Raw genomic sequence first — 24,422 nt, 5'->3', positions numbered from 1 at the left:
CATCAACCTCTTAGTCTGTGATAGCCACTGGTAGCATTAATAAGTCTGGGGCAAGTTGCTTCTTCGCCATGCGCAGACCTTTGGTAATTTGTGTGCGGTAGCTGCTGTCTAGCTCTTCCCACTGGCGAGTTTGCTTGTTCCAAACACCTTGTGAACTAGCATCACGAGTTTGATAAATAAGCGCTGTGCGACCTAGGCGTAAAAACTCAACGTCACGCTCTTGGCCATTAATAGTATGCAAACCACTGTAAGCTTCCATGGTGCGACCGTAGTCCATCTCAACTTGGTACGCTTCCATTACACGACGGAATTTTTCAGATGCGGCAACATCTGCACGGTCCATCATGGCTTTTAAATCCATTACGCGGTTTTTACGTTCTTCAGGAAGAAAAGGTACGTCTAGGGCAATGAACTGCTCCATGCCGTCAATCATTCGCATCATAAGCGGGGTAATTTGACGCTCAACAACCGATACTTCATCGATAGCGGCGTTCAAATCATCCATTTCTTGTTCTTGGCTACTAATTTGCTTACGAAGTTGGGTGTTATAAACTTCCAAACCTTCTATTTCTTTCATCAATGTTTTGAATTGCTGAAGTTTGCTGTCAATCTGATCGGTAATACCGTTGATTTTTTCCTGCGACTTCGCAGCAGATTCATTAATTTTCGCCGCCTCATCGATAACGGGATTTAGTACTTCATCGTCTTGTGCTAGTACAGGTGTCGCCACAAGCGCGCCTGCTATAAGCAAAGAATTGATAAGCTTCATACATTCAAACCTTTAAAGTTAAAAGAAATCGGGATTACCGACTATAAAATTCTGGGCGTAGGATAGGAGTTTTCCATGACAGTTTTATTACATAACCGTCATATTCAGTAGACAAACACACAATAAAAAGCCCGGAGAATTCCGGGCTTTCTAAATTAAAAGTCGTACTTCACGCTAGCGCTAATGCCTGTGCCGACTGATTCACGGCGCAACAGTAGCCCCTCCTGTTCAATTTCTTTATCCTCATTGAGGATATTTTGAAACTTTAATTTTACGGTGGTATTAAAGTCAGGGTAGTAGGTGTAAACAAAATCTAAAGAATGGAAAGGGTTTTCAATACCATCTTCAAATCCGCGAACACCTGGCGCAATAATACGTTCACCAAACGAGTTATACACCAATGAAGCCGAGTGCTCTCCATTGTCTGAATCCCAACCTAATTGAAGGTTAGCAACCCACTCTGAATGGCCCACTAAACGACGCTGGTCGTTAGTAATGGTTGCCGTAATAGTACCGCCATAAGCTTCACGTGCTTGCTGTGAGAACAAAGAGTCTTGATCACCGCTGCCAATAGTCACTTCTGAATCCGATACTGTCATGTTACCGGATATGAAGAAGTTGCTCATTGAATCGCTAACGAAGCTAAGGTCGTGTAAAAATTCGACTTCAAGCCCGTACAACTCACCTTCTTCACCGTTAGCGGTAAGCAACTGAGGTACACCCTCACCACCATCGAACTGAACCATCTCGATAGGGTTTTCCATGTCTTTATAGAATAAAGCGACAGATACGTTATTCCCCTGAGACATGTACCATTCCCAGCGAACGTCAATATTCATTAGCTCTGTTTCTACCAAAGATGGTGAGCCACGAACAAGGAATTCGGTAAGCGGATCGATAAAGAATGTGGTGCTGATATCACGTAAATCAGGACGAATTAACGTTTGGCTGATGTTGAAACGATACTGCATTTCATCATCAGCAATATACGTCAACGCGAATGAAGGTAGGATGTCATCTTCGTTGTAAATACTATCAACAATTTCATCTGTCTCTGCTGCAAACTCATTCGAGTGTTCAACATAAGGCACTGAAATTTGCTGGAACTCTTCCCAACGTGCACCACCACTTAGACGCCATTTCTTATCGATAAAGGCATCTACCATCAAGTAACCGGCAGTCAGCTTACTTGCTGCAGAATACTTATCACCTTCACCGGTATTGTCTTGGAATAACGAGCTACCGGTTGAGCTTGCGTAGAAGTCTGGGTTATTAATATTTTCTTCTGAGAAAATATCATACAGACGGTTACCCACTTTAAACTCATCATTGATACCAAAATGACGGATCGCTAAATCGATATTAACGGCATCACGAGTTTTCTCGTAATAGTCGAAACCCGCCTTAATTTCAATATCATACCCGTCTCCATAGAAGGGGGTAGAGACATTAAAACCATAAGTATCAGATTCATCTTGAAGGCTTTGATATTGACGGTTTAAGTTAGTCCCTGAAGTATCATCAATACGTTCAAGCTCTAACGCACCTGCGTCGTCATAAAATAACTGGTAAGTGACTTCCATAATATCTGGCGCTTCACGTGAGGCACGACTCGTACCTGCATACCAATCAAAGAATACGCCGTTAGCAATATCAAGGAAGTTGTGAGTTCCTTTCAACTGAGACGATACCATTTCACGTTCTTCGAAAATGATATCCATACGACTGAATTCTTCAACGCCCACCGTTGTTTCACTGTCGTCGAAGTATTCGCCGTCGCGCAGGCGGTCGCGCATGTCATGCAGCATCATATTAACAAGTTCAATTTTGTGGTTGCTATTTAACTCATAACCCACGTTGAACATGCCGCTCCAACGAACATTTTGTTCGGTAGAAATCATGTCACGATATTTAGTAAAGCGGGGGTTATCTTGTCCGCCACCAATATCATTACCCAATTGCTCTTCGGTTATTGACCATTCGTTACTGTAAGAAACCGTCGCAAGAAAACCCAATACACTGTCATCGTCAAACGTGTAACGATTACCCAAGGTGGCGCCAAAATTGAAGTCTGGTTCGGCAGACTTACTTTCAGGGCCAATATCCCAATTGAATGAATTTAGGATTTCTTGTGTTTGCGCTAACGTGCGTGAAGAATCACCTTCAAACCCGTCTGAACCAGAGGCCGCGAGGTTCGATGCTATGATAGACGGTAAGGCACGTGTGCCATCATCTCGTCCAGTCCAATCGTCGCTGCCACCGTCGTAGAAAAAACCATCGTTACTGTTTTCTGAATTCCAACCTGCCCCACCGGACACACTGAAAACAAATTCAGTAGGAATAGATTTAGTACGAATATTAACGTTACCACCACCAAAATGACCAGGCATATTGGGTGAAAACGATTTTTGAACGTTCAAGCTTTCAATGATGCTTGAAGGGAATAAATCTAGCGGAACCACCGAACGCGTTGGGTCAGGGCTCGGTACTGTCATACCATTTAATTGTGTGCTTGAGTAACGTTCACCCAAACCACGAACGTAGATGAACTTGCCATCTACCAATGTCAATCCAGTTACACGACGAAGTGCCGCCGCAGCATCACCATCACCGGTACGTGCAATTTGATCTGCACCCATGATATCGGCAACAAACGCTTGGTTTTGACGTTCTTGCATTACCGCTGTTGCTGTTCCTTTTAATCGGGTACCTGTAGCAACAACTTCTTCAATCACTTCATCTTCTGATTGTTGCGCTATTGCCGTGGTAGACAATAAGCTTGAACCCAGAATAGTAGAAATGGCAAGCGTCAGACTACCTAACTTGAATATTGACGATTGATTATTTTTCATTATGGAAACTCCTATGGGACTGTAGTTAGGAAGACCTTTCATCACAAAAGCTAAGGCGCGCAAGCGCCTTAGCTTCAATGAATGACGAAAGTGAATTAGTCTTCAAGACCTACAGTTACCCAGCCTAGTGTCCAGTTAGCTTCGCCATCGAATGCACCTTTATAATCGGTGCTATCGAAGAAGCTATCTAGCGTAGACGCATCAAAACCAGAACCAAGTAACGCTGAATCACTGCTTGGAACATAACCGGTTGCATCATCGAAACTTAGCGCGTCAATATCTGCAACAACGGTGTTACCGTCTTGTGCTTCAAACCATTCTTGGGTTGTTGCCGTACCAATTACGTCAGAACCAAATGCGCTTGTAGACTCACAAGCCACTGTAGAGTGGGTAACGGTAAGTGAAGCATCTGCTGCGTTTGCAATTGATTCATCACCATTAACGCGTAGACAGTTTTTGTAATCAACGCCGCCAGTTACTACTAAGTTCTTAATGGTTCCTGCTGTACCGTTGCGAAGACGTACGCCGTTGGTTTCTGTAGAACCAATGATGGTTACGTTAGAAACAGTAGGCGTTGTTAGTGGTGTCCAAGTAGGGTTATCTTCGTTATTGTCAGCTTCAAATGCGTTGTCGCCGCCGTTAAGGCCCTGCTTGATAAGTACGTACTGTGCTTTACCCGTCCAACCGAAAGACCAATCTAGTGAGTCATCACCAATGGCAGTTAAAACTAGGTGACTAACGTTTACCGAGCCACCAAAGAACTCAACACCATCGTCTAAGTTTTCGTGCACTTGGATGAAGTCTACTTCTGTACCACTACCAACACCTGCAAATGAGATACCGTTTAGTTCATCACCAGCAGCAAGTGCTTTACCTGCATGCTTAACAATAACGTAGCGGAAAGTACCAGAGCTATCTTCTGCATCAGCGCCGCCGTATAGACCAGCATCACCTTCAGCAGATACACCACATGATGCTAATTCCGCATCTGAGGTTGCGTCGTCGTCGCCTGTGTTACACAAGTTAGTAGGTGCATTACCTAAGATAACTAGACCACCCCATTGACCGATAGTGGTTTCGCCACCCGTCATATCTTCAGATGAAGTGAAAGTGATAGGCAATGTTGCAGTACCAGACGCTTCCATTTTCGAACCGCGGCGTACTACTAAGAAATCGTCGCCATCTTCACCAAATACGGTAGTACCGCGTTGGATATAAAGCGTAGCGTTATCAGCGTTATCGTTACCTACAGCTGTGCGGCCTTTAATCAACCAATGAGCATCGTTGGTTAAAGAAACGTCTGCGGTAAAGATAGTATCAGCAGCTAGCTGATACACTGGCTTATCAGTAATCGCGGCAAAGCTGCCTGAAACGTCAGTGGCCAATCCTTGCTCAAATGCGTTAGTCACATCAGAAGGAATTGAGTCGTTTACTGCAACAGTCCAACCGTCCATCCAGTTGTTTTCGCCGTCAAATGCACCGATGTAGTCAGTTGATGTGAAGAAATCACTGTCTGCAGACATATCAACGCCAGCGCCAAGCAATGGAGAACCAGAACGAGGTGTGAAGCCATCGGTAGAAAGCATCAGTGCGTCAGCCGTTTGTACACTGTTTCCAGTTTGGCCAGTAAACCATGCTTGTGTCGTTTCGCCACCAATTTCGTCAGAACCGAAATTGTTAGCGGTTTCACACGCAACCATTGAGTTTTCTACTGAAAGCGCACCCGATTCTGCGTTGGCGATAGACTCAGCACCGTTAACTCGTAAGCAGTTTTTATAGTCTACGCCGCCAGTGACGACTAAGTTACGTACTGCACCTGCGGTACCGTTACGTAGACGCACACCGTTTGTATCATCGGCACCAACAATAGTTACGTTCGAGATAGTTGGGCTAGTAAGCGGCAACCACGCAGGGTTATCTTCGTTGTTATCCGCTTCGATAGCGTTGTCGCCACCTGCAGCCGATTGCTGGATATAAACATTTTGTGCGTTACCAGTCCAACCAAATGACCAGTCAAGTGAGTCATCGCCAATATCAGTCAACACAATGTTACGAACGCTTACTGTACCACCGAAGAATTCAACGCCGTCATCAAGGTTTTGGTGAACTTGAATAAATTCAACTTCAGTACCAGAACCAATACCTGCAAATGAAATACCGTTTAATTCATCTCCTGCCGCTAATGCGCGACCTGCGTGCTTAACGACAATATAGCGAAGCGTACCTGAGTTATCTTCAGCATCTGCACCACCGTAAAGCCCTGCATCACCTTCCGCTGCTACACCACATGCTGCTAATTCAGCGTCAGAAGTATCTGAATCGTCACCCGTGTTACATAGGTTAGTAGGTGCATTACCAAGAAGTACCAAACCACCCCATTGACCAATAGACGTTTCTTGACCTGTTAAGTCTTGAACCGACGTAAAGGTAATTGGCGCGTTGGCCGTACCTGCAGCTTCAATTTGAGAGCCACGACGCACTACTAAGAAGTCATCGCCTTCTTCACCGAAAACGGTTGTGCCTTGTTCAATGTAAAGTACCGCGTTGTCTGCGTTATCGTTACCAACAGCTAAACGACCTTTAATTAACCAGTAAGCATCGTTAGTTAACGTTACATCACTGGTTAGTGTTGTATCTTCAGCAAGTTCATAAACTGGCTTGTCAGTTAATTCTGGGAAGTTAGCTGAAACATCTGTCGCAAGACCTTGCTCGAAAGCAGTCTGAATATCAGTTGGGAATCCACCGTTTACACCAACCGTCCAGCCTGTAGTCCAGTCTTCACCAGCAGGGTCAAATGCGCCAATGTAGTTTCCACTGTTTGCTAAAGGCGAAGCTGACGTAGGGAAATACCCGTTATCTTCAAAAAGAAGTTCAGAAGGTGTTAGTACACTATTGCCGGTTTGGCCTTCGAACCACGCTTGCGTAGAATCGCCACCAATTTCATCTGAACCGAAGTTGTTTGCTGGGGTTTCACAAGCAACTACAGAGTTAGTGATTGAAAGCTCACCAGACTCTGCATTCGCAATAGACTCGTCGCCATTTACGCGCAGACAGTTAGCCGCTAATGTAGAGCCGGTAACGACTACATTAGATAGCACCCCTGCTGTACCGTTACGTAACCGCACACCGTTAGTCTTGTCAGCACTTACAATCGTGACGTTAGAAACAGTCGGTTTGGTAAGTGGTAACCAAGAAGGGTTATCTTCGTTGTTATCCGCTTCAATGGCATTGTCGCCACTGTCTGCAGATTGCTGAATGTAAACGTTGGTTGCACTACCCGTCCAGCCAAAAGACCAATCTAGAGAATCGTCACCAATGTCAGTTAGCACTACATTGCTTACGCTAACCGTACCACCGAAAAACTCGATACCGTCATCAAGGTTTTGGTGAACTTGAATGTGATTAACTGTCGTTTCAGAACCGATACCAGCAAATGAAATACCGTTTAGTTCATCACCAGACGCCAAGGCTTTACCAGCATGCTTAACAACCACATATTCTAGTGTACCAGAATCATCTTCTGCGTCGTTTCCGCCGTATAGGCCAGCATCACCTTCCGCAGACACACCACAAGACGCTAGTTCGTCGTCAGACGTCTGGTCATCGTCACCTGTGTTACAAAGGTTAGTGGGTGCATTACCTAGTAATACCACACCACCCCATTGACCAATTGATGTTTCTTCACCAGTAACGTCTTGGATAGATGTCATTACAATTGGCGCTGAAGATGAACCAGACGCTTCAATTTGTGAACCACGGCGTACTACTAAGAAGTCGTCACCGTCTTCACCGATAACTGTTGTACCTTCTTCAATGGTAAGTACTGTTGAATCCGCGTTGTCGTTACCAACTGCCGTACGACCCTTAATGATCCAGTGTGCATCATTCGTTAACGTCATGTCTTGCGTTAACACTAAGTCGTCGTTTAAGCGATAAACAGGCTTGTCAGTAATTGTAGAGAATTCGCTTGATGCATCAGTCGCCAAGCCTAATGAAAATGGCGTATCAACATCAGGGGTAGTTGGCGTAGTTGGGGTAGTCGGCGTGGTAGGAGTCGTTGGAGCTGCAACAACTTCGTCACCTTCATTAATATTTATATCGCCACCGCAACCTGCAAGAATAAGTGCTGTCGTGATTGCACTGATCTTAAAAACATTACGAATTTCCATTAAATTCTCCAGTTAGATCTTAGATTGAATTTCAAAGTCCGGTAGAGATTAAATGAGAAGGGTGACATTTTTGTTACAAATGTACATTAAGATGGAAATATTTGGAACTTTTGTAAGTCGCCTTTCATGGCTTATAGATTGTGTTGTTTTTTAATGGGTTAGAGTGAAGTTTGAGTGTTACAGCAACTGATTTATATTGTTAGAAGGACTAGTTTCTATCTCGAAACCACTTAGTTATGACGTTTTTATTACCCGCGGTCACCGGTTCGGCATAATGCATAGTATTAAAATTAGGCGTGCCTGTTTGGGTCAAATTATTCCATATCAGTGCTGCGCCTCGGCAGGGCTTTACCGACACGCCGATTTTTGTAAAGTGAGTATGCCCCCCCTCCAAGCTATCGTCTAAATAAATCATGCAAGTCCATGTCCGCTGGCCCCTTTTTTTTGCATGTTCTAGATACTGTGGAGTGCCTGGTGGGAAGAAATCAAAATGCGGTTTAAAATATTGCCCCTCCTCATAATGTTGCGCTTGAATCACCTCTTTTTCTCCTATGCCCAAACCTAAGAAGCTGACAATGCGGCTATCTATAGAGGTAACTAATGCACTATCCATGAAAGCGAGTTCGCAGGTTGAAGAAGTTCTGATCCCCTTAGCGGAAGGTGCACCAGTCAGTTTTGAAGGAGTAAGCTTACTTGAGGAAAGACTAATGACATCCTGGCACTCCTGCGCAGATAAAAAGTTATCAACGCGATAAAGCTGAACTACCTTTTCATCGTACAAACAGGCCACATTGTTAATTGAAGGCTGATGTAAAAAAGTGGGATATGCGAGCTTGCGATAAAATTCTACATCCCGATCAAAAACATAGTTTGCTGGTAAATTACTGGCTAAAAGCGTGCGAATTGTTTCTGCATCAAACCCATTTAGGGTCAACTGTTCAGCAATCACAGGCGGTGCCGTGCCAGCTAAAAGGTTTTTTACTACCCATGTTTTCCAGCGTGATGAAACGTGCTCCACAATTATACACCTGCTTTTGCGCTAACTAATCAACCAACCTACGCTGTCGTAGCAGCATATCTTCCCGAATAGGAAAGTACCCATCACGGGATACTTGTTCTTGCCCTTGTTCAGATAAAATATATCGCAAGAACTCCCTTTCAAGCGTAGGCAGCGGCTCACCAGGCTTTTTGTTTATCACCAAATACAAGAAGCGAGAGAACGGATAAGACTCACTGCGTACGTTATCTATGGTAAGTGGCACTAACGAATCTTTAGTTTCACCTAACGGCAGCGCCCGCACCCCTGCGGTTTTATAACCATAGGCCGCATAACCCATGGCGCCTTTGCCTGACGCAACAGAAAGTACCACTGAAGCCGACCCTGGCTGCTCGTTTACCGTATTTCTAAAATCACCGTCACACATGGCTATAATTTTAAATAGCCCATAGGTTCCTGATACCGAGTTTCGCCCGTACAAGCGAATTGGGGCGCGATATCCATTAGCATCAATGCCTAACTCCGACCATTTATTGATTGGTCCATCCCCACCACAAAATTGTGTTTGGGAGAAAATAGAATCAACTTGATTTAGGGTAAGCCCTTGCAATGGGTTTCTGCGTTCCACAAAAATAGCGATGGCATCCATCGCGACCTTAAGGACTAAAGGCGGATAACCGTGCTTGCGGGTAAAATCTCGAATTTCACTAGGCTTTAATTCTCGGCTCATTGGACCGATAGTGGCTGTACCTTCAATAAGCGCAGGGGGCGCAGTAGAAGACCCCGAAGCTTGAATTTGGAAACCCACCTGCGGATAGAGAGCTTTGAACTCTTGCGACCAAAAAGTCATTAAATTCGCGAGGGTGTCTGAACCTACCGAAGTGATCTTTCCTGCCACCCCAGGTTGGCGTTCGTATTCTAGCTCATGGGCAGTTTCAGCCCTCACCGAGCCTGATACAAGAAGCAATACAGCCACATTGCACAAGGCGATGAATTGCTTTATTCGCATTTAACTTTGCTCCGCAATTAACTCTTTATCCAGCACAAAGGAAAACTGGCTGCCGTCACCTAATGTGCTCGCAATGTCTAAACGTGAATTGTGATGGCTAAGTACGTGCTTCACTATCGACAACCCTAACCCGGAACCACCGGTCTTGCGAGACCGTGCTTTATCGACACGGTAAAAACGCTCGGTAAGTCGATTCAGGTGATTAGATTCAATACCGTCACCATTATCGTGCACCGCGAACTTTGCGCCTTCCTCATCCTGCCGCCAATATACATGAATTTCACCACCAGGTGGAGTGTAGTGCACGGCATTAAATACTAAGTTAGAACAAGCACTTCGCAGCTCGGTTTCAACCCCAAAAACTTTAAGGTCAGTATCAATATGAAACTCAATGTGATGCTGTTTTTCTTTATTCAGCGCCTGCGCTTCTCGCTCTATCTGAGAAAGTACCGTGGGAATATTAACCACATTTTCGTAAATGCGTTCAGAGCTGGCTTCAATGCGAGACAACACCAATAAATCTTCAATCAAATTTTGCATACGATGAGTTTGCGCCGTCATCTCCTTCATGGCTTTTTGCATAAAAGGATCGGCAGTCTCATCCACCGGCAAAATTTCTAAATACCCATTAATTACCGTAAGGGGCGTTCTTAATTCATGTGACACATTGGCGACAAAATCTTTACGCATGGCCTCTAACTGAGAAACACGGGTAATATCACGCGCAATTAACAACAGGTGTTCGTCACCATAAGGCATAACCCGATATTCAAAGGTTTTATGCGGGTTGGTGGGTGATGGTACTTCAATAGGATATTTGAAATTTCCAGCATGGAAGTACTGAATAAACTCTGGGTGACGTAGTAAATTATCGAGCCTTCTGCCCGCATCCTGTGGCCACTTCAAGCCCAAATCCAGCCGAGCTAAGCGGTTACACCAAATAATACATGCTTTTGAATCCACCACTACCGCGGCATCGGGTAAGGCTTCAGAGCCCTCACGAAATCGCTTCACGAGTTCACCTAGCTCTTTACGCTTATTTCTGTTTCTGCGCTGTAGGTAATAAATGCCTTCGTAAATATGTTCCCACACACCACGCACGGTGGGCGGTGACATTTTACGACTATGCCACAACCAGCGATTAAGCTTGTATAAATGCCAATAGTTGAAGATAAGCAGCAAGGTGGCGCCAATGGCTACAGCAAATAACATGTCATTCATATACCAACCGATTAGCGCGAATACCAAAAGGTATAGCACTAGTCGAAGGGTACTTCTCAGCCATGAGAACGGGTAGTACATAGTGAATGCGCCCTGAAACAGTGAAACGCGGAGAGCGAAGAGACGCTATCGGCGTCTCTTATCCGCTGGGAATTTAGAGTTTGGTAGAGAAACGGTAACCGGCTCCACGCACGGTTTGAATCATAGCATCATGCCCATGACGAGAGATAGCTTTGCGTAAACGTCTGATATGCACATCAACCGTTCTATCTTCCACATATACATTCGTCCCCCAGACATTGTCGAGTAATAGCTCACGGCTATAAACGCGCTCTGGATGGGTCATGAAGAAGTGTAGAAGTTTAAACTCGGTTGGACCCATGTCTAACGGATCTTCGTTGGCCATAACGCGATGAGACACAGGCTCAAGTTTCAAGCCATTAAATTCAATAGGCTCTTCATTTGACGTAGGCGTTACTCGTCGCATCACCGCTTTTATTCGAGCAATAAGCTCTTTAGGTGAGAACGGTTTAGTGACGTAATCGTCAGCACCCGCATCAAGACCGCGAATTTTATCTTCTTCTTCGCCTCTTGCGGTAAGCATGATCACTGGGATATCACGAGTGAACTCATGTTGCTTTAAACTCTTGGCCAATTGAACGCCGCTTCCACCAGGTAGCATCCAATCGAGTAAGATTAAATCTGGGTAAGGTTCACATATTTTTTCTTGTGCTATGTCGTAATCTTCGGCTTCAATAATATTAAAACCAGATTGCTCTAACACAAACTTAAGCATTTCACGGATGGGCGCTTCGTCCTCAACCACCAAAACTGTACGAGACATTATTATTTTCCTGCTCATCACAAAACGCCGCTATTATTAATGTGCACTGTGACACTTTTATTAAAACGATTACATTAATGTGTCAAGTTTTCTACAAAGATAGGTTATATTTTCTTCATAGAGGTTGCTTGTTTATTCATACATTTACGCATATTCTTGGCAATAAAGGTCAAGTAAATTGTAGACAGAGGAATGTTGTTCAATGGCGGCGGTAAAAACTGGGTTATCAAGAAAACTGCTGACACGAGTGCTCTCTGTATACTTCATTCTTACGCTTATTGTTACCGTTGGACAGATTTTCACTGAGTATTTAAGCACCAAAGATCATGTTGAAGACGAATTACAAACTTTAAAAAACACCTTCTCAACCAGCTTAACCCGCGCCCTGTGGGAATTGAACACCGAACAAGCAAGCTCAATAGCAGAGGGGCTATTAGAGCTTCCTATTGTTGAAGGTGTGCAAGTTAGAGATGAAAATGGCAATCAAATTGCCGACTACGGATTAAGTATTCAGCGTGCTCGATCCCCCATTGAAGAAGAACTTATAGAAGACCACCGAGGTGGTATTTTTAGCTATAGCTTTCCATTAATATTTAAATTTTCAGGCAGGGAATCAACCGTAGGCGATGTCACGCTATACTCAAGTTTCGATACTATTTTTGGCCGCATCGAAATTGGGATCTTTTTTCTTATTGGTAATGCGTTAATAAAAACGACCTTCTTGGTATTTCTTTTTATGACCGCGTTTCGCACCATGCTGTCGGAACCCTTGGCTGAAATTACCCATCAAATGGAAGGGTTCGACCCGCTTCATCCGGAAGAAAGTAAGCTTTCAGTAAAAATAAGTGACGATAATGAATTACTGCAACTTAAAGAATCGTACAACAATGTTATCGACGATTTAATTGTATCTAATAACAAGTTAACTAGTGCACAAAATCAGCTGTCACATGCCAATAAAAAGCTAGACGATCAGAACCTTATTCTAGAGCAAGAAGTTGCCAAGAAAACATCTTCGCTCTCTCAAATTATGCTTAGCCTCGAACAGCAAAAAGACGAACTTATCGCAAACCAAAGAGAGCTTCGACAAGAGAACGAAAACAGGCAATACATAGAAGACGAGCTTCGCAAAAGAAATACGGAATTAGCGAACTCAATGGGAAATTTACAACTCGCCAAAGACCAATTGGTAGAGTCTGAGCGCATGGCCTCTCTTGGCGGTTTGGTCGCGGGGATTACCCATGATGTGAATACGCCACTGGGTGTTGGTGTCACCGCAGCCAGTTTTTTACAAGAGCGACTCGATAACTTAAAAACTGGTTTTGAAGAAAAAAGCCTGACGACTAAAAACATGGAAAACTTCATTAATGAAGCAGAACAAACAGCGAATCTCCTCTTAACTAACTTAAATAGAGCGTCTGAGCTTATCGCTAGCTTCAAACAAGTCGCGGTGGATCAAACCAGCGAAACTGAGCGAGAGATAAACCTTAACGATTATATTCGTGACATCATTAAATCGCTTAAACCAAGCTTCAAGCATAGTAATCATGACATTGTGGTACATTGTCCTGAAGATCTTTATATTCGCTGTGCACCAGGAGCCATTGCCCAAATTGTAACAAACATGATTGTAAATTCGTTGGTCCATGGTTTTGAAGACACTAACGATGGCAAAATTACGCTAGATGTGAGTGCTGATAACAACACCATAGAAATGCGTTACGGTGACAACGGAAAAGGCTTGTCCAATGATGACTTAGACAAGTTGTTTGACGCCTTCTTTACCACTAAACGGGGAGAAGGGGGCAGCGGACTTGGCACACACATTATGTACAATCTTGTTACTCAATCTTTGTCTGGCCACATTGAAGCGCAGAGCAAACCTGGCGAGGGCCTTCAATACACCATTCGCTTTCCGATGAAGAGTAAACCTGCTTAACAAAAAATCTCTTTAGCTCCCGTACTATATCCGTTGCACCGCATTCGCTAGCTTGGTACGCTTGCCCACCATTTTTAAAAGAGATAGCCTCAAATGTGGTTTAAAAATATAAAAGCCTACCAAATTACACAGCCACTTTCCCTTGACGATGGCGATCTGGAGCGCGTGCTAAGCGAACAAGCTTTTCGCCCTTGTAAGAGTCAAGACTTAGCCACTATGGGCTTTGCCTCCCCTTTCTCTCAAGCTGGCAAACAAGGCACCATGTTTCAGCGCGTTGGACAACGTTACTGGCTTACCGTTAAGAAACAAGAAAAACTACTGCCTGCCGCGGTGATTAATGCCGAACTGGACGATATGGTTGCCAAAATTGAAATGGAAACCGGTTCGCCTGTGGGGAAAAAGGCGAAAGCCGATCTTAAGCAGGAAATTCAAACTCGCTTGTTACCTCAAGCGTTTACTAAAAACACTTATACCCATGGGTTTATATCGTTAGAAGATAACCTTGTGGCTGTTGATGCATCTGCCGATGGCAAAGCTGAAGCCTTTTTAGCATTGGTAAGAAAAGCCATTGGCTCACTGCCTGTTGTGCCTTTAGCACGACACAGTTTGCAGTCTGAACTTACCCACTGGCTTACTGATGCTGCGCCAGATGGCATAGCACTACTTGAAGAAGCTGAGTTCAAGTCGACAGATGATGCTGGCAGCATTATTCGCTGCAAAAACCAGCCTCTTGATAGTGATGAAATCACGATTCATTTGGATGCAGGAAAGCTGGTACAAAAAGTGGCTTTTGAATACCAAGATACCCTAACGGCTGTTATTGCTGAAGACGGTTCGCTAAAGCGTATTAAGTTTACCGATAGATTAAAAGAAGAGACTGAAGACATTCCTAAAGACCAAGTTGAAGCGCGCTTAGATGCGGAATTTGCGTTGATGTCTGCAGAGCTTTGTACTTTGCTAAACTTCTTGCGAGAAACGCTCAACTTGAATGACGCTAACACGTAATATCATTTTCAACTAGCGCATAACTAATACGTGTTGAGCAGTGCCTCATAGGCACCGCTTAACACTTTATTTATCTTACCCTCCAGCTTTGCATCTAACCATTTGCCTGTCATCTGCCTCTACAGCACCGGATAGTGGATAATATTAATAAACCGAGTTTCCCCACTTTCGTCTTTATAGCCATGTACTTGATCGGCCTTTATTAAATACTGCTCGCCTGCCGTGATGGTTTTACTCTCATCGCCTTGCCTCAAGGTTAACCTGCCCTCAATACAATGAATATGCTCTGTCACCCCACTTTGATGGGCGGTTGAACACTGCTCATGAAAATGCGTTAAGGTAATTTCAAACACCTCAAAACCTTTGTTTACATCAAAAGGAAAAAGGGTTTTCACTTGCATGTTTGGGTCGTGAATAAAGCCGTGATTAACGTCGAATTCAGACTGTGCGTTTGACGCTATAAAGGAGGAAAACGAGGCGTTTAACCCTGTCGCAATCTTCCACAAGGTAGCGATAGTAGGGCTTGATTCTTGCCGCTCTATTTGGCCTAACATAGCTTTAGACACACCGGTTAGCGTGGCGGTTTTATCAAGAGACAAGCCCATATCATTACGTAATTGCTTCAAACGCGTAGAAATACTTAACGAAAAATCCCCCGCATGTAGTGCATCGCTGTTGTTATTCATATGTCACTGCTACTTATCGAATACCCACAAATAGAATCGATTGAGTATTTTAAAAACAAAATACCTTGTGCGTTATAACGCACAAGTGTAAAGTAAGTTAAACTTGTACGTTATAACGCACAGAGTATGAAGTAATTTTGAAACGGGTTCAAATCATTGAGGCAAAGATGAAATCAAAATGGCAGATTAGCCACATTTCTTCAGGGTTAACCGCAGTCACCGTTGGCTATAGCAGCGCCGTTGTTATTGTTATCGATGTTGCCCGTAAAGCGGGGGCGAGCCCAGATATGGTCATAAGCTGGCTTCTCGCATTAGGCTTAGGAATGGGCATTTCCTGTATCTTCTATTCTTGGCTAATGAAAATGCCAGTGGTCACCGCCTGGTCTACCCCTGGTGCGGCCTTTTTATTAGGTAGCGTTGAACAGTACAGCCTTCCTGAAAGTATTGGCGCCTTTATCATCTGCGCAGTACTTTCCCTAGTTACCGCGCAAAGTCGCAGTTTGCTCAATCAAATAAGCCGAATTCCGGCAAGTATCTCATCAGCGCTTCTGGCAGGTATTTTACTGCCTATCTGCATATCAATATTCACTGATGTAGAACAATACCCTTATATCGTTTCCGGTTTTCTGGCAATCTATCTTATTGGAAGCCGCTTTTTCCCTCGCTACCTTATGTTGTGTTTACTGGCCGTTTCTATCGCTACAAGTAGCTGGTTAAACCAAGCGCTCGCGTTAACGCTCGCACTACCAACCCCCGTATGGGTAAGCCCTGAATTTTCAGTAACCGCCTCTATAGGGCTTGCCGTTCCCCTGTATATTATCACTACCCTTTCTCAGAATTTACCTGGCATTGCGATACATCATGCCCACGGTTATCACCCCGACCATAAAAAAGTGCTAAGCGGCATTGCAATATTGCAGGGTGTGCTGGCGCCGTTTGGCGGGTTCACGTTTAATCTTGCGGCAATAACCGCAGCTTTGTGTATGGGGGAAGAAGCAGACAAAGATAAAACCCAGCGCTACAAAGCGGCCATTGCCGCAGGCATTGGCTACCTATTTATGGGTCTGCTCGCGTCTGTTGTGGTGGTTCTATTCGTTTCAATGCCTCCTATTGTGGTGCACTTACTGGCAGGGCTTGCGCTACTGGCTACCTTACAAGCCGCCTTGGTTAAAACGGTAGAAAGTGACAAGTACCGTCACGCAGCCTTGGTCACTTTTTTATGTACGGCGTCAGGCTTCAGTCTTTTCTCCATCACGTCAGCGGTGTGGGGCCTATTACTGGGCTTATTACTCATGTTGGTTGAAAGCAACAAACAAAAAAGCCGAACATAAGTTCGGCTTTTATTAGTCATGCTTTACTCGCATTATTGTAGCAAAGCGTTAGGCAAATATTTGCTTCGCTGCACTGGCAAGGTCGGTAAATTCATCGGAGTGAAGTACCGCCACATCATCAATAACATCACGCTGTATGGCTAAGTTCAAAACAGCGTCTTTTTGACTGTCCATTGCGCCAGAAACGGCCGCACCAACACGAACGAAATCTATGTAGGTAACCTGTTCAGGTATATAGCTCAAATCTTTCCAGCATTTGGCTACATTCACAAACTCTTCACCGAAGCCCCATTCTCGCATGATGCTAGCGCCAATTTGACCCGCTAGTTTGTCGATGGCCACTTCTAAAAAGGTTGGATTCGCAAACACTTCAGGGTGTCTTTCGGCTTCGGTCAGAATAGGTAATACGCCAATGTTATGGGTTAACGCTGTTAGCGTCATAATATCCATACTCATTTCACGCTTTTTCGTACGAGTAATATAGAGCTGCATTACCGCCATTGAATTGGCCACGATATTAACCGTATTCGCCCACTCTTTTTGTAGATAAGCGCTCACTACGTCGTTTTTAGAAACGAACAGCTGTTCCATGGCAAGCGCGGTTGAAATGTTTTTGATTTGGCGTAAACCAATACGGGTTACCGCTTGGCTGATAGAATTTACTTTGATACTGCGGCCCATATAAGCACTGTTCGCAATTTTAATCATTCTTGCGCTTAGCGAGGGGTCTTGACCGATAACATCCCCCATAGCACTTAGATTGATATTAGGATCATCCGCTGACTTTCTCACTTTTAAAGCAATAGCCGGTAACGTAGGAAGTACGAGTGTGTCGTTTGTTATTTTTTCAACAAGAATTGTTGAGAGCGCATTTTGTGTAGACATATACCTACCCTTAGATATGTTTCAAATAGCCACTAAAAGGCAATGAATTTAAGATACCCGCGGTTACACTGTAATCCTTGTTTGCGAGTAAATGACCAAGTTGCAGTTGCTCAGAGACTTATTATCCCACTATACGCTACGCATATGAAAAGCATAGCTTTATGATAGCAGGAAATCACATTCCCCATATGTTATAACCGTTATTGAGCTTAAATAATATTGAACCTTTTACTAACTCAATATTGAATAGTATTATTACGCGTTATGAACAGTGTAGTACATATGCCTTTACATGAAACCTTGATACACATCAAAACGCCGCTCGCTAACGTGTTACTTTATTGTATATTCTTATCCTGCTAATAAATCTAAAACAGAAAACGTTATGATAAAATTTTCACCTAAACATTACTCTACTCTTGCCGTGGCGGTTGCCACAAGTTTATTTATGAGCGCCTGCTCCAAGGCCCCCCAAGAAGCCGTATCAAAGGCCCCCCCTTCTGTAGAGGCTTCGCACACCGCATCACCAGATAGTACGCTTCTTGTGGATGAGTCTCGGTTATCTATTTATCATCCCGTTGAACTGACCAGTGACTTATCCCATTTAAGCGACAACCAACAAAAGATGATAGGTTTGCTTATTGATGCGTCTAAAATAATGGACGACTTATTTTGGAAACAAGCTTTCTTCGGCGATAAAAATGCGTTTTTAAATAGTATTGAAAGCGACGACGTTAAACACTTTGCTTCAATCAACTATGGCCCATGGGACAGATTGAACGGCGATAACGCGTTTCTAGCGGGCTATGAAGAGAAAGCCCTAGGTGCTGAATTTTATCCTCACAACATGACAAAGGCTGACTTCGCGACCGCCACGTTCGATGACAAACAAGGCTTATACTCGTTGGTGAAGCAAGATGAAGCTGGCAACCTTTACTCTGTGCCCTACTCTGAGGCGTACAAAAGTGAACTAACCGCTGCATCAAAGATTCTAAAAGAGGCAGCTGAACTTGCCGAAGATCCAAGCTTTAAAGCCTACTTAACCCTGCGTGCACAAGCATTACTTACCGACGATTACTTAGCCTCGGATATGGCGTGGATGGACATGAAGACCAACCCTGTAGAGTTGGTAATAGGCCCAATCGAAAGCTATGAAGACCAACTATTTGGTTATCGCGCCGCCTTTGAAGCCTACGTTTTGGTAAAAGATTTAGCGTGGAGTGAAAAACTCGCAAAATACGCTGCTTTTCTTCCAGAGCTACAAAAAGATTTACCTGTACCTGCCCAGTACAAAGCGGAAGTACCTGGCTCCGATGCCGACTTAAACGCCTATGACGTGGTGTATTACGCGGGGCATTCAAATGCTGGCAGTAAAACCATTGCAATCAATTTGCCTAACGATGAGCGTGTACAGCTTGAAAAAGGCACCCGTCGTTTGCAACTGAAAAACGCGATGCGTGCCAAATTCGACAATATTCTTATTCCTATTGCGGATATGTTAATTGCACCTGAGCAACGTGATCATATTACGTTTGATGCGTTTTTTGCTAACACCATGTTTCATGAAGTGGCGCATGGCTTAGGTATAAAAAACACCCTTGATGGTAGCGATACAGTAAGAGGCTCACTTAAAGAACACGCCTCTGCATTAGAAGAAGGTAAAGCTGACATTTTGGGTCTTTACATGATTCAAAGCTTACTTGAAAAAGGTGAAATTTCAGAGGGTACACTTGAAGATTACTACGTCACCTTTATGGCCGGCATTTTCCGCTCAGTACGTTTTGGGGCGTCTAGTGCCCACGGTAAAGCGAATATGATCCGCTTTAATTTCTTTGCACAAGAAGGCGCTTTTGAGCAAACTGAAGAAGGTGTTTATCGCGTTAATGTTGAGAAGATGGGCGCAGCAATCGCCGCATTATCTGAGCTTATTTTAACCCTGCAAGGTGATGGCGACTACGATGGTGTTGCAGAGCTTGTAGCCAGTATGGGCGTGATTAAACCACAGCTAGCGGCAGATTTAGCGCGCTTAGAAGCGGCAAACATTCCTGTCGATATTCACTTCGAACAAGGTAAAAAGGTACTTGGTTTGAACTAACCACTATTTATCGATAACTGGCTCAGTAAAGACTAAGCCAGTCAGTTGCCTATCTATGTCAAGCAACTGACTGGCTATTTAACTCACTATTCTACCTTGAAAGGTTTTTCAGAACGTTTTTCAATTCAAGGGCTTTTACTCCAAGCGCTATCTATTCTAAGCGCTTTGCGGTATCAGTATATGGCGGCCAGCCCATAATTTTACCGGCTAGCACATGTAAATGTATGTGGTACACCGTTTGCCCACCAAATTCATTACAGTTCATTACCGTGCGGTAACCCTGCTCGTCTACGCCTAGGTCAGCTGCAACTTTTGCGGCGACGTACGACAAGTGTCCGACTACCTCTCTATCTTCTTTCGTGATGTCATTTATAGTCGGGATCGCTTTTTTCGGGATCACTAAAAAATGGACCGGCGCTTGCGGGTTAATGTCTCTAAACGCCAACGAGATATCATCTTCATAAAGGATATCTGCTGGTATTTCTTTATTGATAATCTTCGTAAAAATAGTGTCTAACATTGCGTACTCCCTACATCAATTATAGTAACCATACTGCATTGCATAACGCTTCAAAAGAGGCGCGCTCCCTAGAAAGAATTCGCCCCGTTATTACGCTAACACAGTCTTTTGTGAACCCGAGCTTATGCGAACAGCGTGTGCGAACCGCTTATACAAAAACGAACCAAAGCAAAATGACGCCTAATAGTAAACGGTAAATCACAAATGGAAGCATACCAATTCGAGATATCCAGCTAAGGAAAAGGTAAATACATAAGTAAGCACTCACAAATGAAAACGCAGCACCATAAAGCAACGCAGACCAATCGACCGCTTCGTTAGCTTGCAATAAATCGAGGGTGGCGAGCAAACCTGCGCCCAAAATAACGGGAATAGAAAGTAAGAACGAAAAGCGCGCACAACTCTCTCTATTTAACCCCAACATCAAACCTGCGGTCATGGTAATACCCGAGCGTGAAGTACCAGGAATAAGTGCCAGCACTTGCGCTAACCCAATCAACAATGCTTGTTTCCAATTAAGCGATGTTAAATCTTGGGTGCGTTTCGCGGTGGCGTCGGCATACAATAGGGCAAGGCCAAAAATAATAGTGGTAGCGGCAATAACAAGGGCGGTTCTGGCGTTAAGTTCTATCCAGTCTTTCATTACAAAGCCAATAATCACAGCAGGTATAGTCGCGATAATCACATACCACGCTAACTTACTGTCGGTGTTTTGCTCTTTTGTAAAGCCCTTAGTTACCCAAGCCACTGTCATTTGTGCAATTTCTTGGCGAAAATAAATCATTACCGCCAGTAAGCTTCCCACGTGAACAGCAACATCAAACGCTAACCCCTGACTTACCCAGCCAAATAATTCTGCGGGCAGTAAAAGATGCCCAGAACTGCTGATAGGTAAAAATTCGGTAACGCCCTGAATAATAGCCAATATGATTATTTCGAACAGTGTCATTCCGTTGCTTAGCTCCAAGTAAAATTGATGGGCGAGAGTGTTTGTTTTTCTTTATCAAATGCCTGCCAAAGCGCCTCGTAGGTTTTACCTTCAACAGGATGAATATCATTAGGGACCAATTCAGCTAACGGCCATAATACAAAGGCGTTATACAGAATCTCCTCCCGAGGTAGCACAACGGGTTCATGGGTAATGTGGTCGTCGTATGTGAGTAAATCTAAGTCCAGTGTACGGGAACAAAATTTCTTTTCCCCGTGTTTACGGCCATTGTCGCTTTCAATCTGACGAAAGGTATCTCGCACTTCAATAATACTCATAGAAGTAACGGCTTTCGCCACTAGGTTATAAAAGGCACTGCCATCAAAGCCGACTGACTCACTCTCATATACCGAAGAGTAACTAACGTCATCGAAATTCTGTTTAAGCGCTTTGATACTTTCTCGTATGTAGTGTTCTTTGTCGATATTAGAACCCACACTGATTAAAATGGTATGACGCCCCACTAGGACTTTTCCTGATACATTGCTACTGCCACCGTTTGTGCATTAGGAAGAATATTCGGCTTCACAATTTTAAGGCGAATGGCATGGGCCGGAAAGGTGGTTAATACCTTGTGCATTACCGCGCCGCCAAATGCTTCTAACAGCATAAAACGACTCGTTTTTCCTACCTCGGTAATACAATCAGCCACGTCGGCATAGTTAATGGTATCGTCGACATTATCTGACTGCATTGCTGCATCTAGGTCAGCGTCGAGTTCAACATCGAGCAACAGCGTGGTTAAACGCTCCCGTTCCCAATCATACACACCAATAAGAGTATCGACAGCCAGCCCTGTTATATATATTTTTCCCATAAACCTTTTCATTCTTATGACCATACTGGTCTTACTACCACGTTAACTTCTTCTCAAAAGGTGGTATATCACTTTTGAATGGAGTAGCTTTACGCTTTACGTTATTCGCCATGGGGCGATGGTGGCACAACTATACCGTTGTACTGCAAGTGGGGGCAACACGCACAATAGCATTCGCCCCATATTATTAGTGTAGATATACGTTTAGTGTACAAAGCAGCAGGTTAAAGCAGCAATAATGATACCGTTAGCCCTTTTAATGATTTGCGTAGCCTATTTGTTTGGCTCTTTATCGAGCGCGGTAGTTATTTGCAAGTCATTCTCTCTCCCCGATCCTCGTACTGCAGGCTCTAAGAACCCCGGCGCCACCAATGTATATCGAATTGGTGGCAGAATTCCGGCATTGCTTGTGCTGGTAATGGATATTTTAAAAGGGACTATTCCGGTTTATTCCAGCTACTTTTTAGGCTTAGACCCCGTGCTTTTAGGCCTAGTCGCAATTGCCGCATGTTTAGGTCATATTTTCCCTTTATATTTTGGCTTTAAAGGGGGCAAAGCAGTAGCAACGGCATTTGGTGCCATGTTACCCATTGGCTTAGATTTAGCTGGTTTGCTTATTTTGAGCTGGGTTATTGTGGTGTTTCTTACCGGCTATTCGTCACTTGGCGCCTTGGTAGCAGTAAGCCTTGCCCCGCTTTTTACTTGGTTAATAAAACCCCTTTACACCGTTCCAGTCATCATGCTCTCTTTGCTGATTATCTTGCGACATCGCGACAACATCAAAAGATTAATAAGCCGCTCTGAAGGCAAAATTTGGGACAAAGGCAATACCAAAGAGTAAGTAAAATTACGTTAGCCTGCACGTTGAATTTCAGCTTGGGCGTATGCTAAAGCTTGCTAAGCGTCATTGTTCTTTTAAACCTTCGAGCAATACCTTAATTTCACCATCGATAGAGGAAAGTAGTGCTAAGCCCATAATTTCAGCAAGCGCGGGGTATATTTCTAGATTACTGAAGGCTGGAAGTACTTTACCTTGTTTAAACGAAGGCCCGGACGCCACGAATAGCCCGCCCATGTCAGGTAACGTATTGAGATAACCATGGCTACCCTTACTCACATGAGTATTTCCTTCGCTTTTAAACCGTGCAGGCGGAGCAACTTCCATAATAATATCACCGGTTCGCGCATTGTACTGTGAATGCCTGACGCCGCGCTCAACGGAGGTGAGCACGATGAATTTCCCTTCGGCCAATAACCGGAGTCGGTTTTTCTCATCTTCAATTTGCTCGTGTGTAACCTCTGGCTTAGCATATAGACGCACTTGCGCACCATTGTTAAGCACGGTGAAATAATCGGGAATATTTAATGACTCAACCATAATCTGATGGCTATCTTTGACGTTGGTCATACCGTGATCAGATACCACAACAAAATTAACGTCTATCGAAAGCGCATTTAATCGGTCGTACAATTGCCCGATTAGCCTATCTACCCTTGCAACAGCCTCTTTTGTTTTCTCCGACCTAGGACCTTCGTCGTGCCCCACAGTGTCAGTCAATGAGAAGTAGCCTGAGACAAAAAGTGGCCTTGCAGCTTCCGGCAGACTTAACCATTGAACGATTTGATCTACCCGTTGTTGGTAATCTGCATGCTTCGAGTAGTGATAAAGATAAGTAGGCAGTGCTCCTGCTATTCTAGCGTCAGATTCAGGCCAGAAATAGGTTGCTGCTTTGTGCCCCTGAAACTCGGCCAAAAGCCAAAGGGGCATCGCAGTAATCCAGCTGCTGTCGCCTTGTGCCTTCCCCATAGAATATTGAGCATAGCGCCCCTCTTTACTGGGTCGCAACTTGTCATAAAAACGATTATCGACAATGCCGTGATGTATGGGTAGTAACCCAGTCACTATGGAAATATGGTTGGGGAAAGTATTGGCGGGATAGACAGGTATTAACGACGTGCTTCGAACACCGGCCTTAGCAATTCGTGCGAGATTTTTTGCATTATGCAGCTCGATGTAATCATGTCTAAACCCATCTAAAGATATAAGAACCACATGATTTTTGTGAATTTCAGCCGACTGACTCGAGGCCAGATTCTTATGGGTAACCGCATCCTTATTAATTATGGTGTTATTAATTGCATGCTTATTTACTGCATGGGCACTAAAGGCCGCTAGCGACAACCAACTAGCGGTAAGTAACGTGCCAATAAACTGTATTGTGAGCCAAGCGCTACCACGAAAAAACACCACTAGATTTCCTACATGCTAAAGAAACTTACTATTTAGCATGATAA

General features: G+C 44.1%; 19 protein-coding genes. 5 read left to right on the top strand and 14 right to left on the bottom strand.

Annotation, left to right across the window (positions count from 1 at the left end):
- Positions 1–10: 10 nt before the first annotated feature.
- The 7 genes from KYS23_RS00435 to phoB form a co-directional block, all read right to left on the bottom strand.
- Complete coding sequence (locus KYS23_RS00435) at positions 11–769, bottom strand: DUF3450 domain-containing protein (protein WP_057793840.1); 759 nt, start codon at positions 767–769, stop codon at positions 11–13.
- Positions 770–924: 155 nt separating this feature from the next.
- Positions 925–3,621, bottom strand: coding sequence for a TonB-dependent receptor domain-containing protein (locus KYS23_RS00430; protein ID WP_218396252.1), 2,697 nt, complete (start codon positions 3,619–3,621; stop codon positions 925–927).
- A 95-nt stretch (positions 3,622–3,716) separates the two neighbouring features.
- The gene (locus KYS23_RS00425) at positions 3,717–7,790 is read right to left on the bottom strand and encodes a hypothetical protein (protein ID WP_159528744.1); all 4,074 of its coding nucleotides are present in this window, start codon (positions 7,788–7,790) and stop codon (positions 3,717–3,719) included.
- Between the two features lie 208 nt (positions 7,791–7,998).
- A complete protein-coding gene (locus KYS23_RS20880; RefSeq protein ID WP_159528742.1) occupies positions 7,999–8,808 on the bottom strand; it encodes a prolyl hydroxylase family protein in 810 nt (269 codons plus the stop codon).
- Positions 8,809–8,833: 25 nt separating this feature from the next.
- Positions 8,834–9,796: a PstS family phosphate ABC transporter substrate-binding protein gene (locus KYS23_RS00415; protein ID WP_159528740.1), complete on the bottom strand. Its 963-nt coding sequence runs from the start codon at positions 9,794–9,796 to the stop codon at positions 8,834–8,836.
- Positions 9,797–11,098, bottom strand: coding sequence for a phosphate regulon sensor histidine kinase PhoR (gene phoR, locus KYS23_RS00410; protein ID WP_218396255.1), 1,302 nt, complete (start codon positions 11,096–11,098; stop codon positions 9,797–9,799).
- Between the two features lie 73 nt (positions 11,099–11,171).
- A complete protein-coding gene (phoB, locus tag KYS23_RS00405; RefSeq protein ID WP_013785421.1) occupies positions 11,172–11,861 on the bottom strand; it encodes a phosphate regulon transcriptional regulator PhoB in 690 nt (229 codons plus the stop codon).
- 202 nt (positions 11,862–12,063) lie between these two features.
- Between phoB and KYS23_RS00400 the strand changes: the two genes are divergently transcribed.
- The gene (locus KYS23_RS00400) at positions 12,064–13,800 is read left to right on the top strand and encodes a sensor histidine kinase (protein WP_159528736.1); all 1,737 of its coding nucleotides are present in this window, start codon (positions 12,064–12,066) and stop codon (positions 13,798–13,800) included.
- A gap of 93 nt (positions 13,801–13,893) precedes the next feature.
- Entirely contained in the window at positions 13,894–14,805 is a 912-nt protein-coding gene (gene rdgC, locus KYS23_RS00395) for a recombination-associated protein RdgC (RefSeq protein WP_013785423.1), read from the top strand.
- Between the two features lie 119 nt (positions 14,806–14,924).
- Here the strand turns inward: rdgC and KYS23_RS00390 are convergent, their stop codons facing one another.
- Positions 14,925–15,491 (bottom strand): helix-turn-helix domain-containing protein, encoded by a 567-nt coding sequence (locus tag KYS23_RS00390; protein WP_218396258.1) that lies wholly within the window; start codon positions 15,489–15,491, stop codon positions 14,925–14,927.
- A gap of 167 nt (positions 15,492–15,658) precedes the next feature.
- Here KYS23_RS00390 and KYS23_RS00385 point away from each other — a divergent pair, with 167 nt between their 5' ends.
- Positions 15,659–16,822: a benzoate/H(+) symporter BenE family transporter gene (locus KYS23_RS00385; protein ID WP_218417881.1), complete on the top strand. Its 1,164-nt coding sequence runs from the start codon at positions 15,659–15,661 to the stop codon at positions 16,820–16,822.
- Positions 16,823–16,870: 48 nt separating this feature from the next.
- Here KYS23_RS00385 and KYS23_RS00380 read toward each other — a convergent pair whose 3' ends face one another.
- On the bottom strand, positions 16,871–17,707 hold the full coding sequence (locus tag KYS23_RS00380; protein ID WP_159528728.1) for an HDOD domain-containing protein: 837 nt from the start codon (positions 17,705–17,707) through the stop codon (positions 16,871–16,873).
- A gap of 385 nt (positions 17,708–18,092) precedes the next feature.
- Here KYS23_RS00380 and KYS23_RS00375 point away from each other — a divergent pair, with 385 nt between their 5' ends.
- Positions 18,093–19,802 (top strand): dipeptidyl-peptidase 3 family protein, encoded by a 1,710-nt coding sequence (locus KYS23_RS00375; RefSeq protein ID WP_159528726.1) that lies wholly within the window; start codon positions 18,093–18,095, stop codon positions 19,800–19,802.
- Positions 19,803–19,953: 151 nt separating this feature from the next.
- Here KYS23_RS00375 and KYS23_RS00370 read toward each other — a convergent pair whose 3' ends face one another.
- The 4 genes from KYS23_RS00370 to folB form a co-directional block, all read right to left on the bottom strand.
- Positions 19,954–20,322 (bottom strand): histidine triad nucleotide-binding protein, encoded by a 369-nt coding sequence (locus KYS23_RS00370; RefSeq protein ID WP_159528724.1) that lies wholly within the window; start codon positions 20,320–20,322, stop codon positions 19,954–19,956.
- Positions 20,323–20,470: 148 nt separating this feature from the next.
- Positions 20,471–21,271, bottom strand: a complete 801-nt coding sequence (locus KYS23_RS00365; RefSeq protein ID WP_218417880.1) for an undecaprenyl-diphosphate phosphatase — start codon at positions 21,269–21,271, stop codon at positions 20,471–20,473.
- Positions 21,272–21,279: 8 nt separating this feature from the next.
- A complete protein-coding gene (gene folK, locus KYS23_RS00360) occupies positions 21,280–21,774 on the bottom strand; it encodes a 2-amino-4-hydroxy-6-hydroxymethyldihydropteridine diphosphokinase (protein ID WP_159528721.1) in 495 nt (164 codons plus the stop codon).
- Positions 21,774–22,127, bottom strand: coding sequence for a dihydroneopterin aldolase (gene folB, locus KYS23_RS00355; RefSeq protein ID WP_159528719.1), 354 nt, complete (start codon positions 22,125–22,127; stop codon positions 21,774–21,776). Before folB ends, folK begins: the two co-directional genes overlap by 1 nt.
- Positions 22,128–22,365: 238 nt before the next feature.
- Between folB and plsY the strand changes: the two genes are divergently transcribed.
- Positions 22,366–22,968, top strand: a complete 603-nt coding sequence (plsY, locus tag KYS23_RS00350) for a glycerol-3-phosphate 1-O-acyltransferase PlsY (RefSeq protein WP_159528717.1) — start codon at positions 22,366–22,368, stop codon at positions 22,966–22,968.
- 63 nt (positions 22,969–23,031) lie between these two features.
- On the opposite strand, the gene KYS23_RS00345 is transcribed toward plsY, so the two are convergent.
- Positions 23,032–24,375, bottom strand: a complete 1,344-nt coding sequence (locus KYS23_RS00345; protein WP_218418043.1) for an alkaline phosphatase family protein — start codon at positions 24,373–24,375, stop codon at positions 23,032–23,034.
- Between the last annotated feature and the right edge of the window lie 47 nt (positions 24,376–24,422).

The sequence above is a fragment of the Alteromonas lipotrueae genome, from assembly GCF_019249255.1.
GTDB lineage: Bacteria > Pseudomonadota > Gammaproteobacteria > Enterobacterales > Alteromonadaceae > Alteromonas > Alteromonas lipotrueae.
This window is presented reverse-complemented; position numbering and strand designations above follow the sequence as displayed.